The organism is Streptomyces silvae (genome assembly GCF_016745505.1).
Classification (GTDB): Bacteria; Actinomycetota; Actinomycetes; order Streptomycetales; family Streptomycetaceae; genus Streptomyces; species Streptomyces silvae.
Map to the genome: position 1 here is coordinate 1 of NZ_JAERUC010000072.1, position 14952 is coordinate 14952.

A 14952-nucleotide genomic window follows, 5' to 3' on the forward strand; every position below is an offset into this window, starting at 1 on the left:
AGAACTGAAAACAAACCACCCTGCCCGTTCGACAGCCCCCACCCCTCCCCCGCACCCCCGCCCCACCCACCACTCCCCACCCCGCCACGGCCACACCCCCACACCCCGCCGCACAGCACACCCACCCGCTACACTGATCCCGCGCCTTCGTAAGCCGTCGCCGTCTGGGAAGATCATGCCGATGGCGACCAGCACGTCGAGCAGGGCCTCCGCCTGGCGCATCCGGTGGCCTTCCGCGCCGGCCGCCGTCAGGAGCCGGGCGAGGAGCCCATTGCGGGCCACCGGCCCGGATTCAAGGCGCTCCTTCATGCTGCGGGCGAACCACTGCCCCTTCCAAGCTTCCCGAAGAGCGAGAAGGCCTTCTGCCTCGCCGTGCTGCCAGGCGGCGGCCACTCTCCGGCCCCTGCTCGTCGGCCGGTACCTCGAGAAATGCCCGCCCGCTTTCTCCACCAGCCCCGTGGTGAACAGGAATGCCGGGACGAGTCCGCAATTCTTTGCGGTCAGTCCGGTAGCTGCCGCCAGCCGGTCCGCGTTGATGAACGCGTCGGTGCTCGAGCACGCGGCGCGCATCACTCTGAGTTGGTCGTCTGCGCGCAACCGGTACGTCGGCAACAGCCGCTCGTTCGGCGCCAGCAGTGAGCGCCCCTGCACCATCACCACTCACCTCCACACTGCCTTGTGGCCGTATCCGAACGGCCTTCTGAGAAAGAACGTGTGTGGCGTATCCACTCCACACACCCCTGGTGCTTGAGTAGCATGCTCTGTGTGAGTACGCATCCCGGCGACCCTTCCGCCACACTGGTCGCGTGCCTGGAGGAACGAGACGGAACAAGAGACCGTTTGAGTACGCGCTGGACGCCGATTGGCCGTACGCGGTGATGGACGACCATCGGCCGGCCCAGGTTGGACAGGCCATCGCCCGGGCACTCTCGGAGGCTATGGAACGGCAGAGCCTGAGTGCGAACGCCCTGGCAGCCGCCGCCGGGATCAACCGGCAGGTCATCGCGAACGTGCTCGCGGGCAAGGCGTGGCCCGATCTGCTTACGGTGGCGAGCCTTGAGGCGGCGCTCGGCGAAATGCTCTGGCCCCGGCATATCGACTGGCCCGTGGACGAGAACGGCGCCCGGCAGCAGCCGCTGCCACCCCAAAAATGAGGCGCGGTCGAATAGTCTCATTACGGCTGGGTCGTGGTTCGAACGAAGCAGGGAGAAGGGCATGTCTGATCGACCATCCAGTGTGGGTGAAATAGCCGAACACCCCGCGCGTGCCCGGATGAACCGTTAGCGTCGAAGGTGGCGGCCAAGCCGCTCTATGACCGCCGCACCCTGCACGGTGTTGGCCTAGGAACCTTGGCCGTGCCTGGTGCGGCGGTCGCCTGTGAGGACCGCCTTCGTCTAGGCGGCCTCCCACGAGGCCGCGACCCGGTAGTACGCCCGCTTGCCATCCGGGCTGTAGACCTTGTGCAGTACGGACAGTCGCTGCAGGTGCTCCAGCAGACACCGAGTCCGCCGAACGGCTCCGGAGGCGTCCCCTTCGAGGAGCCGTGCGACCTCCGACGCGCTCCACGGCCGTTGTGCGTCGCCGCTGATAATCCGCATGGCTGCGATCGAACGGGCGCCCTCGATCCGGACGGGGTCGACTGGCGCCGATGGGGCGGGTGCGGGCTCCGGTGCGGGGCGTACGAGCCTCAGTTGGATGGGGGCCTGTGTCTGCGATGCCCGTAGGGCCGCCCCTTGCTGGATCGTCGCCTGAAAGCTGCCAAGCCACTCCTTGGCCTTCTGGCGTTGGAGGACTGCCTGTTCGCGCGCTTCAGAGGCCTTGGCCATCTCGCGCTGGAGGGCCTCAACGGACTCCTGTAGGTGGCGCATGAGCTCATCCTTGGACAGGATGAGTGCGTCGCATTCCCGGAGCATCGCCTCCATGTCCATGGCGATCCAGTCCGCGGACGGCGAGGCGCCGTCGATCAGGCTCATGGCGCAACAGTAGGGGCGTCATAAGCCCCCCGTCTGCCCTTCTGAGCCGAGAGCGCACAGGTGACTGATCTTGATTGGCATAGGCCGTCTGCGATCGAATCCGTTCGTTGACTTGCGGGAACATCTGACTCAACGAGCGTGAGTCAGATGGGCCTGCCGTCCTTGGAGGTTCTCTGGAAGCGGGCTGGCCTATGACGCGTACTAATTTACTCTCAAGTGCGCTCTGCTGTTGTTCCTGATCAGGCGTTGATTTCACCTTTGTTGGGAACGTTGACGCCACGAGTGCCGCCGCGAGTGACACGGCTGCGAGGGCGGAAAAGAGTTGGGGGTAGCCGCCGAGGGGCCTGCGAGCGCAGTGCCGGCCAGCGTGACGATGGCCAGGGCGCGACTCGGCAAAGGCTTTACCAGCGGTTGACGGCCGCGAAGGCGGGGCTTTCGACCTCTTCGGACGAGGACGCGGCCGATGGGTAGACGACGGCGGAGACCAGAACGGCAAGGGAGAAGCGGCCGTTGCCGCATTGCCGGACCATCCGGTGTCGGCCGTTAGACGCGAGCAGGACAGGGAACGCGTAGTAGATGATGCCCCAACTGGCGATCTGGGTGGTGCACAGCGCCGGCAGGGCCGCGGGGCAGCGGGGTGCCACCGAACAGTCCGGCGGTTGCTGGTCACTTCGTACTGGCGCCCACCCGGTAGACGATCTTCCCATTGAACTCCGTGAATCCGAGCGACTTGTAGAAGACAGGCGCGTTCTAGTTGTCGCGGTCCGTCATCCACTCGACTCGGCTGCACCCAGAGCGTGCGGAGGCGGTCAAGAAGCTGGTTCATGAGGCGGGCGCCGACGCCCTGCGGCGAAGAGTGTCGCGGACGTAGAGCTCCTTCAGAAACAGGGAGTGGGAGTACCCTGCGGCCGGCCAAAGGAACGAGCACGCGGCGAGCCCGACTAGGTCGCCGGCCTCATCCTCGAAACAGCGCGGACGCCAGCGGCGGTGAGCCGTGGAGCGTCCCTTCTGCCTGGGAGCGGCGCTCCTCGAGCGGCTGGATCTCACCGCCGCCTGCTCCGCCGCGGCGACTTCGCCTCCCGCGACGACCTGGAAACACAGATCACCGCCTACACCGTCCGCTACAACCGAACGGCCCGCCCTACCGGTGTCGCTACGACGCCGACGCCGAACACGCCCGCCACCTCGAACGCCACACTCAACACCCGGGCCACCCGGACGCCTTCGGCCGAGCCGTATGACCTCACCCACCGTCACCGGCAACCGGCAAAGAACCTGCGACGCGCTGCGCTAGCCCCTGCGGCTCAGGCGGTCTCAGACACTGAGCGTGTCGCCGTTGCAGTCAATGTCGCCATAGTGCGGACAGCGCACACTAAGTGAGACGCTAGAGCAATGCTCAAGACCTGTGGATCGGTTTCGGGAGTGCACGCGGAGGGCGTACCTTCCCGAATGATCCTTTGATGGTCACCGAGTAGGCCCGCGTTCGCAGCGCGGGTCGGGAAGGTACGCCCGTGCTCAGCGTAGTCACCGACGACGGCTCCACCCAGTCCGGCTCTCTGATCGACGAGATCGTGCGCGAGGGCGCCCGCCGGATGCTGGCCGCCGCACTGGAAGCGGAAGTCAACCAGTACATAGCCGAGTTGGCCGCTGAGCGGGACGAGGAAGGTCGTCGTCTGGTGGTCCGCAAAGGCCGCCACCAGCCGCGAACCGTGACCACCGCCGCCGGCCCGATCGAAGTCAGGGCCCCGCGCGTGAACGACAAGCGGGTCGACGACACGACCGGCGAGCGCAAGCGGTTCTCCTCGAAAATCCTCGCGCCATGGTGCCGTAAGTCTCCCAAGGTCAGCGAGGTGCTACCGCTGCTCTACCTGCACGGACTCTCCTCCGGGGACTTCGTGCCCGCACTGGAGCAGTTCCTCGGCGGCGCGGCCGGACTGTCGCCGGCGACCGTGACTCGGCTGACGAAGCAGTGGGGCGAGGACCACGCCGCCTTCCAGGCCCGCGACCTGTCCGACCGCGACTTCGTCTACGTGTGGGCCGACGGCGTGCACCCCAAGGTCCGCCTCGGGCAGGCGCACTCGTGCGTGCTGGTCCTGCTCGGCGTGCGGGTCGACGGCACGAAGGAGCTGATCGCGCTCGCGGAGGGGCTGCGGGAGTCCACGGAGTCGTGGGCGGACCTGCTGCGCGACTGCCGCCGACGCGGCATGCGCGACCCGGAGCTGGTGGTCGGCGACGGCGCGATGGGCCTGTGGCGGGCCCTGGCCGAGGTGTTCCCCACGGCCCGGCATCAAAGGTGCTGGGTCCACAAGGCCCGGAATATCACGAATGCACTGCCGAAGTCCGCACAGCCGGGCGCGACGAAGGCGATGCAGGAGATCTACAACGCCGAGGACCGCGCGCACGCTGAGAAGGCGATCGAGGCGTTCGCCAAGACCTATGGCGCCAAGTGGCCCAAGGCAGTCGCGAAGATCGCCGACGACCGGGACGAGTTGCTGGCGTTCTACGACTTCCCGGCCGAGCACTGGATCCACCTGCGGACCACGAACCCGATCGAGTCGACGTTCTCCACGGTCAAGCTGCGGACCAAGGTCACCCGCGGAGCCGGCAGCCCGGCTGCGGCGCTGGCGATGGTGTTCAAGCTGGTCGATTCCGCACAGGCCCGCTGGCGCGCGATCACCGGCGCCCACCTCGTCGCCCTGGTCCGCGCGGGAGCCCGGTTCGAGAACGGCATCCTGGTCGAGCGACCCGAGGCGGCTGCCGCGTGAAGGAGATGTTCGTGGCTCTTGAAACGCTGACCGACCGCGATCCGGACCAGCGAGACATCGCCGCTGCTGTGCTCGGCGACCTGCTGCGTGGCACCGCGCTCGACGCAGATTCCGCTCGCCGGGTCGTTGGATGCCTCATCAGCCTGGCTATCAACGAACCCGTGACCAAGGTCCGTGAGTCCGCCCTGAACTCGATCAGCGAGGCGTTCAGCTACCACAGCCTGCCCCTCGATCTTGTCGAACCGCTGGCCCCAGCTCTGCCGACGATGACAGGCGAACTCCTCGCGCACGCCGTCTACATCTTCGGCGCCACGCGCGATCCGCAGGCCCGGCCGCTGATCGAGTCCTTCCTCCACCACCCCGACGCGGACGTGCGCGAGGAAGCCCGCCGGGCAGCAGCCGAGATCACCGGACCCAAGCCGGAAGGCCCCATCCACAAGTCTTGACTATTGCTCGTGACGCTATGTTGCACACGCGTAGGCATTATCAGCGACGAAAGGTCCACTGCCATGTCTCGCCTCAACCTTGCCCACCTGACCCTCACTGCCACCCAGAACATCCAGACCGCCGACAAGGTCTGTCGTGACCCGGCCGTTGTGAAGGCGGCCAAGCAGTTCGCGGAAGATAGCGCCGAGGCTTTCCACTCCGGTGGTGCGCTAGTACGTGAGGCTCAGTCCTCCTGGCGTCGCCACAGCCCGCTGTCGAAAGAGACCGGAACCGATGAATGATTTCAGCGCAGAGGCGATGGGCCTCGTGATCCGCGAGCAACGCCAGGCCCAGACACCATCGATGACCCAGGAAGAGTTGGCCAAGCGGGCCGATTACCGGAAGGGGGGCGCGGTCTCGATCTCCCGGATCGAGCGTGGGCTCATAAGCCCCGGGGAGCACCGTCTAGCCGCCATCGCCCTCGCGCTCCAACTGACACCCGAGCAGATCAAGCAGCAGGCGGGGGACCGAACCAGGTCTCTCGCTCGTCAGCGGGGCCAGCGGCCGGTGAAGTTGCGCGACCAGGTCGCGGAGACGAAAAGACGTCACGCTGAGATCACCGAAAAGGCGGCCGAGCGGTCGAAGATGACCCAAGAATCCGGGGAAGCCTTCAACCATGTCCATGACGTCGCCCGCGACGAGTTTTTCCTGAGGTTCGTGGAGTTGGCCGAGAGCGTCAGCGGGGCGCCCGAGCCAGAGAGGCCGAGTGAGGAGGAGAGCGAGAGCACGGGCGAGATCCCTACTGCGATACGTATCGAGGCCATGTCCGTCGGGATCGCCAACGCGATCCGCGGTGCCGCCACTGGAGGTGCGGCCGGGGTGGCAGTCGGCGGCGCTGCGGCCTACGGTGCGTTCACTGCCGCCGCATTGTTCGGGACCGCCTCCACTGGAGCAGCTATTTCGACGCTGTACGGGGTTGCCGCGACCAACGCGACCCTGGCCCTCTTGGGAGGAGGCACGCTCGCTGCAGGGGGTGCGGGCATGGCGGGTGGAATTCTCCTGCTCACAGGCATGGTCGCCGCCCCGGCGGCAGCGCTGGCGGGCGCCGGCTTCTATGTCTTGAGGCAGCGCCGGAACAAGAAGGAGGAGGAGCGTCTCCGAACCGAGGTCGAGGCTGCGGAGGAGGCTTTGGATCAGTCACAGCAAGGCTTCGACGCGATGATCGACGTACTACAACGCGCCGCGGTCATCATGGAATACGTCAGGGTCCACGGCACCCACGCTCTTGAGAAGTGGAGGACGAGTCTGCCGCCGGAGCCCCGGGACTGGGAATCGGTCGGGCATGAGGGGCAGGAACGGTACAAGGAGTTCCTGACCGTGGCGGCATGCCTCCTCGCCGTGAGCAACATCCCCGTCAGTGCTCTCCTCTCGGCAGAGCCCGACGCTTTGCGCGAGATGGACAAGGCCATCGATGAGACGCTGCGGTACGCGGACAAGACCATCAAGTCGATCGTCTGAGTCCCGAAGTCGTTGCCACGCGCAGACCTAGTGTGATGCGCCCGAAAAGGCAGTCTTAAGTCTGCTGCTGGGGCGCAGTTACGCCAGAGGTGGGTGTGGATCGTGGCCCGCGAACTCGCTTTGGCGGACCAGGGTGGTGACCAACATGCAGGCGATCACGTCCGGGCACACTGCTGGGTGCGCTGCCTCTATCTGCGCAGGGCCCGATCTCGCCGGTCACACAGATGCGATCCCCGCGATGGCCCCCTAGCTAGGTAAGCAGATCGCTGACCAGGGCGTGTCGACTGGCGCTGCGGCGCCACCATTCTCAGTGGAGAGTGATGGGGCCATCGGGAATCCATCCTTCGACGTAACCGGTGACCAGCAGGACGATACCCTCTGGGGAGATTTCCCTTCTCCGCCTGCGCAGTTCCTCGATACTCCATCCGGTGTGTGCGACCGACTGCTTCTCAATCGCCGATCCTTCGTCGTCGCTGATGTGGACGATGAAGACCCGCGTAGCCGTGGCTCGGTCGAACTCCCAGTCTTCACCGGTGCGCGACTGCCGGATGCCATACACCGATCCATAGCGTGGAGCCGCCAATTCGAATCGCTCCTGCAGGAACCGGGTAGCTGACTCCAGGAAGTTGGCGTTGGTTGTCATGCGCACCTGGGGGACGGTCCAGCCGCTGCAGCATCCGCCGCACAGAAGGAGCCGACTCTGGTCGTCCAGCAGAAGGAGGTAGGTGCGGCGGTCCAAGCGGGGCCATGGGACCCAAGGGGCAGTGGAGGACGGCATGCCCTAATCTTGAGGTGTTGCTACTTGAGTAGCAATATTGAAGCGTCGGACGGGTGAGCTGTCATGCAGGGAGGGCCGGGCTTAGGTGCACCACCCTGAGCGGCCTGGTGGAGGGGCGGCCAAGGTTGACCACCAATGTGGTCAACATGCGTCCGCCGGGCAGGCCCGATTGAGCCTTCATCTGGGCCGGAGCGATTCATGTAGCGCAAGCGCCTGGCGTCTGCCGGCGGTCCCGCCGCGGGAGGGCCACGCATGCTCGGGCGTGCGAGGGGCGCTGCTCAGGCTGGATTGATGCACGGGGGTCGGCTTCTCGCCCTGGCGGTGACTGGACCACTGGACCGTTGGTACCCGGACGGGGAGTCGCCACATTGATCGTTTCGTGGTGGTGGCTGGGGTCGCCTGTGGCTGGTCAGTAGTGGTTGTAGGTGAGGGTGGCGATGGCGTCGTGGCTGTGGATGCTTTCCAGGTTCTTCGCCGTGACGGTGTGGGTGAGTCCTTTGTCCCGGCAGGTGAGGCTTATGTCCCGGATGATGTCTTCGACAAAGACGGGGTGGTCGTAGGCCTGCATGGTGACGACGCGTTCGTCGGGCCGCTTGATAAGCGGGATGACGGGAGCGGAGCCAGTGGCGCGCAACAGCTGGATGATCTCGTGGACGGGCAGGGGATAAGGGGTGTCGTCGGTGCCGGTGATCTCCAGGGTGATCTCGCTGCGCTGGTTGTGGGCGCCGTAGTCGGAGATGGCTTTGGAGCAGGGGCACAGGCTGGTGACGTGCGTGGTCACCGAGGTGGTGACAGTGCATCCGGAAGCGGTGATGCGTCCGGTGACGGTGACGTCGTGGGCCTGCCAGGATTCCCGCTGGCTGGCGGGGGCGGTGACAGTCGTGGCGATGGGCAGGGTCAGAGTGAGGGTGAGAGCCGGTGCATCGAGCAGGGCGAGGCCACGCTTGAGGGCGATGGGAAACTCCTGCGGGGTCAGCGTGGCGACTTCCTCGTGCACGAGCGCGATCATGCGGCTCATGTGGGTGCCGCGCCGGTCGGCTTGCAGGCCGACGGTGACGCTGATGTCAGCAATGCCCTGCTGCCGGGTGTAGCCGTCGTCGAAGGTGAGGGGGTAACGCAGGCCGCTGATGCCCACCTCGTCGATGGAAATGCCGCGGCGGTCGGCTTCGTTTTGGATGTCGTGCATGCCTTACACGCCTCGATAGGTGCAACCGGAGGTGCAGGTTTCCCGCACGGTGATCTCGGACAGTGCGGGAAGTTCGCCGATCAGCCGGTCCCAGATCCAGCGGGCCAGGTTCTCGCTGGTGGGGTTGTCCAGGCCTTCGATGTCGTTCAGGTAGTAGTGGTCGAGTTGAGCATCGATGGGCTTGAAGGCCCGCTTGATGTCGCCGAAGTCCATCACCCAGCCCAGTTCTGCATCGACGGGGGCTTCGACGTGCACGATCACCTTGTAGGAGTGGCCGTGGAGGCGGGCACACTTGTGGCCCTCAGGTACGCGCGGCAGGCGGTGCGCTGCTTCGAAGGTGAACTCGCGAAAGATTTCCATTACTGAATTCCCAGATACTTGTGCGTCTGGAGGGAGAGAGTCCAGCGCGGGTTCTTCATGCAGTATTCGACGGTGGCACGGGTATGGGTCTCACGGTGAGCGTCATCCAGCGGTTGCAGCCTGAAGTGCCGGAAGTCCAGTTCTTCGAACTGGGCGGGGTCACCGCCGGCCTGCGGGTAGACCAGTTTCAGTTCGTCACCCTGGGTGAGGACCAGAGTGGAGCCGATCTTGGGGCTGACGCACAGCCAGTCGATTCCTCGTGGGGCCGGGCGAGTGCCGTTGGTTTCCACTGCGACTTCGAAGCCGCGCTCGTGCAGAGCCTCGATGGCTCCCTCATCCAGTTGCAGCAGGGGCTCTCCGCCGGTGCACACCACGAACCGGTGGGCTCGATCGGTCGTGGGCCAGGCGGCCTCCACGGCATCGGCCAGGTCCTGCGGGGTGCGAAAGCGGCCGCCACCTTCACCGTCGGTGCCGACGAAGTCGGTGTCGCAGAACTGGCAGATGGCGCGGGCCCTGTCCTGTTCCCGGCCCGTCCACAGGTTGCAGCGGGAGAAGCGGCAGAAGACCGCCGGACGCCCTGCATGGCTGCCTTCCCCCTGCAGGGTGTAGAAGATTTCCTTGATCAGATAGGTCATGCTCAGGCGCTCTGGTATCGGACGGGGTCCTTCACGCCGGCTTCAGCGAAGCCCTTCAGGCGCAGCAGGCAGGTGTCGCACTTACCGCAGGCCCGCCCCTGCTCGTCGGGGTCGTAGCAGGAGGAAGTAAGGGAGTAGTCCACGCCCAGTCGCAGGCCCTCGCGCACGATGTCGGCCTTGGACAGCGCGATCAGGGGGGAATGCAGGGTGATCTTGGAGGTTCCTTCCACCCCGGCCCGGGTGGCCAGGTTGGCCATGGTGGCGAAGGCCTCCATGTACTCGGGGCGGCAGTCGGGGTAGCCGCTGTAGTCCACGGCTGTGACCCCGGTGAAGATGTCACTTGCACCGACCGTCTCGGCGAACGCCAGCGCGAACGAGAGGAAGATCGTGTTGCGGGCCGGCACATACGTGATCGGCACCCCACCCTCCTCGACGTCCTCCAGCGTCTCGTGCTTGGGCACCTCGATGTCTGAGGTCAGGGCAGAGCCGCCGAAGACCCGCAGATCGATGTCGGCAATGACGTGCCTGGCCACGCCCTGGGTCTGCGCCACGCGCTGAGCCGCCTCCAACTCGATGCTGTGCCGCTGGCCGTAGCGGAAACTGAGCGCGTAGGGAGTGAATCCCTGGTCCTTGGCGATGGCCAGCACCGTGGTCGAGTCCAGGCCGCCGCTCAGCAACACGATCGCGGGACGGTCCATGCTGTCACTCCCCTATCTGCAGTCCAGTTTCCTCAGTTGAGGCAGGTGCAGCCTACCCCCCTAACTACCGGCTACAGTAACCACAACAAAAATCGAGTTACGGAAGCCAGGGGTCGAGTCGCAGTGAACGAGTTGCCCATCGTGGTCACGTGCACGGACCGGAAGGCCTCACCACCCCCCGCGGACCTGCAAGCCCGCACCCTGCCCAGCGGCGACCTGCCGCAGCGAGCCGCGGAATGGGCACGCCGCCTGCAGGCAGTCCAGGGCCGGCAGGCGAAACTGCAGGACCTCTACCAGGGGGATCAGTGGCGGCGTGCGCTCGCTCTCACCGACGCCGCAGCTCGAGCAGGGTTTGTCCCTCGTCTCTATGTAGCCTCGGCCGGCCTGGGCCTACGGCAAGTCTCCAGCCTGGCGCCGTCGTATGCAGCGACTTTCGTACCACGACACGCAGATTCCGTGGCTTTCTCCAGTCCTGAAGCATCCCGGTGGTGGGATCACCTGCAGCACCTGGACGGCACCAGCGATCTGTCTAAGATCGCCACGGCCGCCGGACGGGCACTGGTGGTGCTGTCGGAGACCTACGCCCAGGCCATGCAGCGGGACTTGCGCGGGCTCGCGGCCGCCGACGCCGAGGTGGTGCTGATCGGGGGCGCCTGCGATCTGGACGGGGTGCTGCGTGTGCCGGCCAATGCCGCCCTGCGGCAGGCCCTCGGCGGAACCCTCACCAGCTTGAACACCCGCATGGCAGCCTCCTGGCTCGAGCACTGCACGCCGGGCCGCCTCATCAGCCCTGAGGCGCAGGCGCGTTGGGATGCCTGGGCCTCTCAGGCGGCCCGGCCCGAACGTTACGCACGCACACCTATGTCGGACGAGCTGGTGATCGCCTTCATCAAAGAGATGAAGGCCCTCCACCCCGACTCCTCCCGCACTCGTCTGCTGCGTCTCTTCAGAGACAAGGGGATGGCCTGTGAACAGAGGCGCTTCGCAGACCTGTACACATCAACGATTGGCCGCTGATGACTTTCACTGTGCTTAAGCGTCGGGCCCTGCGGATCGAGCAGCACCCCACGATCCCGCTGTATGTGTTCACGTTGGCGGCAGAAGAGGTGCACCAGGTCGCCGACGTCGCGCGGATCTCCCGGGACGAGGCCGGCAGGCTCATCGGCTACCAGCGCCCCGAGAAAAAGCAGCACGTCAAGCAGATCCTGGAGTATCTCGACAGTGACGAGGTCCTCTTTCCCAACGGACTGATCCTCGCCTTGCCCTCCAGTGTGCGGTTCAAGTCCAGCCCCGGCCCCAGCAGCAGCGACGGCCTGTGTACCTCCGGGACGCTGGAGATCCCTCTGCCCGATTCCCTCGATGCCCCCCGGCCGGCCTGGATCGTCGACGGCCAGCAGCGCAGCCTCGCTCTGGCCCGCACCCGCAACACCCGCCTGGCCGTGACCATCGCCGGGTTTGTCGCCGAAGACCTGGAAACCCAGCGAGACCAGTTCCTGCGCGTGAACACGGTCTCCCCGCTGCCGACCAACCTCGTCACCGAACTGCTTCCCGAAGTCGGCACGGTGCTGCCGACCAAACTGTCCGCTAGGAAACTCCCCTCGGTCCTGGTCGAAGCCCTCAATCAGGACAAGGATTCGCCCTTCCACGGGTTGGTGCGCCGCCCTTCCACCACGGCCGAGCAGAAAGCGGAGGCTGTCGTCACCGACAACAGCCTCACCACGGCCATACAGGAATCCCTCAACTCCCCTTCGGGTGTTTTCTTCCCCTACAAAAATCTGTCCAACGGCACCGTCGACACCGCCACCATCCGGCAGATTCTTGTCATCTATTGGAATGCCGTCCGGGACACCTTCCCGGAAGCGTGGGGCCTGCCGGCGACTCGGAGTCGGCTGATGCACGGAGTGGGCATCCGCTCCATGGGGCGTCTCATGGACCGCGTAATGATGGCCATCCCCCCTGCATCCCCCCATGCGCTCGAGCAGGCACGGGCCGAACTCGCACTAGTCGCACCGCACTGCCGTTGGACCGACGGGCGCTGGCCGGACCTGAACATCCCTTGGAACGAACTCCAGAACAACCCGCGCCACATCAGCACCCTGTCGAACTACCTCCTCCGTATCTATGTGCAGGAAAAGGCAAAAGCCGCGTGAAATTCTATTTTCCTGACAGTCAGGACCTGGTGAGCCCCACCTACGACTTCGTCAACGACGAGTACTCGCCCTACCGAGTGCGCCAACGGGACGACGTCTACGCTCACCAGGTTGTGACGCCGATCCCCTACGACGGGATCCTCGTCAGCAAGGCGATCGTCGACGGATCCGTGAAAGGCTCGGGAAAATACTCCTCCCCGCAGCGCGAGCGTTTCTACCGGCTGGGCGTGAGAAATTTCTTCCGTCTCCCCGAAGCCTGTGCCACCATCGGTGACTGTGGCGCCTTCAACTATATAGACGAAGAGCGTCCGCCTTACGAGGTGGATGAAGTCATGGACTTCTACGGCCGTTGTGGATTCGATGCGGGAATTAGTATCGACCACATTATCTTCGGATATATTCCCGAAGAGTCTGATAAGCAGCCCGAAGACGCCTGGGTCACCCGGCAGCAAATCTCCCTGGAACTTGCCGAAGAATTCATTACCGCAACACGAAAATCAGGCGCGCACTTCGAACCGGTCGGTGCAGCACAGGGCTGGGGCCCGCAAAGCTACGCGCACAGCGTGAAGCAGTTGCAGAAGATGGGTTACCGGCGCATCGCACTGGGCGGCATGGTGCCCCTCAAATCGCACGAAATCCTCTCCTGTCTGCGCGCCATCGACGACATTCGCTCCCCGGGAACAGGACTGCATCTCCTCGGCATCAACCGGGTGGACAGCATGGAACAGTTCGCCCGCCACGGCGTGACCAGTTTCGACAGTACCTCCGCCTTCCGTCAGGCCTTCATGGATGACCGCAATAACTACCACTCGGCCACCGACTCCTACACGGCCATCAGGGTCCCCCAAGTCGACGGAAACCCCGCACTCAAGCGGCTCATCCTGTCCGGGAACGTGTCGCAGGCAGAAGCAATCACCGCCGAGCGAGCCAGCCTGCGCGCCCTGCGCGAATTCGATCGCGAGGAAACGTCCATAGAGGAGGTCCTGACTGCCCTCGGAACCTACGAATCCCTCGTACTCGGGCCGAAAAAGAAAAGCTACCTCGAAGTGTACGAGCGCACCCTGAGCGATGCGCCCTGGCGCATCTGTCCCTGCGCCCTGTGCGAGAAGCACGGAATTGAGATCGTGATATTCCGGGGGAGTGAGCGAAACAAGCGTCGCGGATTCCATAATTTGACCGTGCTCGAAGCGAAAATGCGATCACTCACCTTCGGGTAAGATCCGCCCTCTACTTTTTATCCATGTCAGGAGATGCGATGGCCGACCGCTATGAACTCAGGCTCCCTGCACTTGAAGTGCGTCAGGGAGACCGAAAAATCTACTGCTTCGCTGTCGACGGAAAGAAGATCCACAGCTTCGCCGCCGTCTCCCGCGTCCGGCGGGACGACAGCAGCAGCCTGCAGGGCTATCAGCGGCCCGAAGTCCTCAGCCACGTCCGGGGAATCCGCCGCTACCTCGAGTCCGATAACGCCATGCTCCCCAACGCCCTGGTCTTGGCGTTCGACGAGTCCGTCAGGTTCGAGACCGGAGCACGCCGGGCTGCCGGCGTCGACTACTCCGTCCCGGGAGAATTGGTCATCCCCGTCGACGAATCCCTTCCTGATGAGGAAAAGCCCGCCCTGATCGTGGACGGACAGCAGCGCAGCGCCGCCATCCGCGACGCGGACCTGGCCGAATTCCCCGTAGCCGCCGTCGGATTCATCGCCGACGACCAACAAGACCAGCGCTCCCAGTTCATCCTGGTCAACTCCACCAAGCCGCTACCCAAGGGCCTCATCCACGAACTGCTGCCCGAAACCAGCGGACACCTCCCTCCCTCCTACGCCCGCAAGCGCCTGCCAGCGCAGTTGATGACCCGCCTCAACACCGACGGCAAGGGCCCCTTCTACGGCCGCGTCGCCAGCCCCACTTCCCCTCACGGCAACATCAAAGACACCAGCCTGCTGCGCATGCTGGAACACAGCCTCTTCGAAGGGGCCCTCTACCAGTACCGCAATCCCGAAGACGGCTCCGGCGACGTCGAACGCATGCTGCTGCACCTGCGCTCCTTTTGGACCATCGTGCAGGAAACCTTCAGCGACGCCTGGAAGCTCCCGCCCCGCCAGTCCCGCCTCAGCCACGGAGCAGGCATCCAAGCCATGGGCTTCGTCATGGATAGCCTCACCGACGGCATGGCCGCCGAAGACGTCGACTGCGACCGGGTCCGCAACGCCATCCTGAGCCTGATGCCGGTCACCGCCTGGACCTCCGGCATGTGGCGCTTCCCCGACGGCGAACAGCGCCGCTGGAACGGCCTGCAAAACACCCCCAACGACATCCGCCTGCTCACCGACCTGCTGGTGCGCACCGTGCGGGGCTGACCGGCCGACTGGGTTCACCGTGCCTGGACCGGACACGGTGAATGCCCCACATCTGCCGTGCTTGCGCCCGTCTTCGGCGGCTGCCAGTTGGGCGGAGCGATCCT

At 65.2% G+C, this 14952-nt stretch carries 15 protein-coding genes and 1 pseudogene; 9 read left to right on the forward strand and 7 right to left on the reverse strand.

Annotation, left to right across the window (positions count from 1 at the left end; translation table 11 throughout):
- Positions 1-654, reverse strand: a pseudogene (locus JKV81_RS09365) (hypothetical protein); the annotation flags it as partial.
- A 284-nt stretch (positions 655-938) separates the two neighbouring features.
- Between JKV81_RS09365 and JKV81_RS09370 the strand changes: the two are divergent.
- A complete protein-coding gene (locus JKV81_RS09370; RefSeq protein ID WP_236056020.1) occupies positions 939-1154 on the forward strand; it encodes a helix-turn-helix domain-containing protein in 216 nt (71 codons plus the stop codon).
- A gap of 240 nt (positions 1155-1394) precedes the next feature.
- On the opposite strand, the gene JKV81_RS09375 is transcribed toward JKV81_RS09370, so the two are convergent.
- The gene (locus JKV81_RS09375; RefSeq protein WP_202075374.1) at positions 1395-1973 is read right to left on the reverse strand and encodes a hypothetical protein; all 579 of its coding nucleotides are present in this window, start codon (positions 1971-1973) and stop codon (positions 1395-1397) included.
- A gap of 1511 nt (positions 1974-3484) precedes the next feature.
- Between JKV81_RS09375 and JKV81_RS09380 the strand changes: the two genes are divergently transcribed.
- The 4 genes from JKV81_RS09380 (at position 3485) to JKV81_RS09395 (ending at position 6682) form a co-directional block, all read left to right on the forward strand.
- Positions 3485-4738 (forward strand): IS256 family transposase, encoded by a 1254-nt coding sequence (locus JKV81_RS09380; RefSeq protein WP_202075375.1) that lies wholly within the window; start codon positions 3485-3487, stop codon positions 4736-4738.
- A 5-nt stretch (positions 4739-4743) separates the two neighbouring features.
- The gene (locus tag JKV81_RS09385) at positions 4744-5184 is read left to right on the forward strand and encodes a HEAT repeat domain-containing protein (RefSeq protein ID WP_236056032.1); all 441 of its coding nucleotides are present in this window, start codon (positions 4744-4746) and stop codon (positions 5182-5184) included.
- Positions 5185-5247: 63 nt separating this feature from the next.
- On the forward strand, positions 5248-5466 hold the full coding sequence (locus JKV81_RS09390) for a hypothetical protein (protein ID WP_202075376.1): 219 nt from the start codon (positions 5248-5250) through the stop codon (positions 5464-5466).
- Positions 5459-6682 carry a helix-turn-helix domain-containing protein gene (locus tag JKV81_RS09395; RefSeq protein ID WP_202075377.1) on the forward strand — a complete coding sequence of 408 codons (1224 nt, stop codon included), beginning with the start codon at positions 5459-5461 and terminating at the stop codon, positions 6680-6682. Before JKV81_RS09390 ends, JKV81_RS09395 begins: the two co-directional genes overlap by 8 nt.
- A 307-nt stretch (positions 6683-6989) precedes the next feature.
- Here the strand turns inward: JKV81_RS09395 and JKV81_RS09400 are convergent, their stop codons facing one another.
- The 5 genes from JKV81_RS09400 to queC form a co-directional block, all read right to left on the reverse strand.
- Positions 6990-7325, reverse strand: coding sequence for a hypothetical protein (locus tag JKV81_RS09400; protein WP_202075378.1), 336 nt, complete (start codon positions 7323-7325; stop codon positions 6990-6992).
- A gap of 544 nt (positions 7326-7869) precedes the next feature.
- On the reverse strand, positions 7870-8646 hold the full coding sequence (locus JKV81_RS09405; protein WP_202075379.1) for a GTP cyclohydrolase I FolE2: 777 nt from the start codon (positions 8644-8646) through the stop codon (positions 7870-7872).
- 3 nt (positions 8647-8649) lie between these two features.
- Positions 8650-9006 carry a 6-carboxytetrahydropterin synthase QueD gene (queD, locus tag JKV81_RS09410; RefSeq protein WP_018551858.1) on the reverse strand — a complete coding sequence of 119 codons (357 nt, stop codon included), beginning with the start codon at positions 9004-9006 and terminating at the stop codon, positions 8650-8652.
- A complete protein-coding gene (gene queE, locus JKV81_RS09415; RefSeq protein WP_202075380.1) occupies positions 9006-9641 on the reverse strand; it encodes a 7-carboxy-7-deazaguanine synthase in 636 nt (211 codons plus the stop codon). The genes queD and queE overlap by 1 nt, the downstream gene beginning before the upstream one ends.
- A 2-nt stretch (positions 9642-9643) precedes the next feature.
- Positions 9644-10339 carry a 7-cyano-7-deazaguanine synthase QueC gene (queC, locus tag JKV81_RS09420; RefSeq protein WP_071339525.1) on the reverse strand — a complete coding sequence of 232 codons (696 nt, stop codon included), beginning with the start codon at positions 10337-10339 and terminating at the stop codon, positions 9644-9646.
- 456 nt (positions 10340-10795) lie between these two features.
- On the opposite strand from queC, the gene JKV81_RS36135 reads away from it, so the two are divergent.
- Genes JKV81_RS36135 through dbpB (JKV81_RS09440) form a run of 4 tightly spaced genes read left to right on the forward strand, consistent with a single transcriptional unit; the run spans position 10796 to position 14848 of the window.
- A complete protein-coding gene (locus JKV81_RS36135) occupies positions 10796-11356 on the forward strand; it encodes a hypothetical protein (RefSeq protein WP_236056023.1) in 561 nt (186 codons plus the stop codon).
- A complete protein-coding gene (dbpB, locus tag JKV81_RS09430; RefSeq protein ID WP_126932151.1) occupies positions 11356-12489 on the forward strand; it encodes a DGQHR domain-containing protein DpdB in 1134 nt (377 codons plus the stop codon). The genes JKV81_RS36135 and dbpB (JKV81_RS09430) overlap by 1 nt, the downstream gene beginning before the upstream one ends.
- Complete coding sequence (dpdA, locus tag JKV81_RS09435; RefSeq protein WP_202075382.1) at positions 12486-13706, forward strand: tRNA-guanine transglycosylase DpdA; 1221 nt, start codon at positions 12486-12488, stop codon at positions 13704-13706. The genes dbpB (JKV81_RS09430) and dpdA overlap by 4 nt, the downstream gene beginning before the upstream one ends.
- Before the next feature lie 38 nt (positions 13707-13744).
- Complete coding sequence (gene dbpB, locus JKV81_RS09440; protein ID WP_202075383.1) at positions 13745-14848, forward strand: DGQHR domain-containing protein DpdB; 1104 nt, start codon at positions 13745-13747, stop codon at positions 14846-14848.
- Positions 14849-14952: the final 104 nt, after the last annotated feature.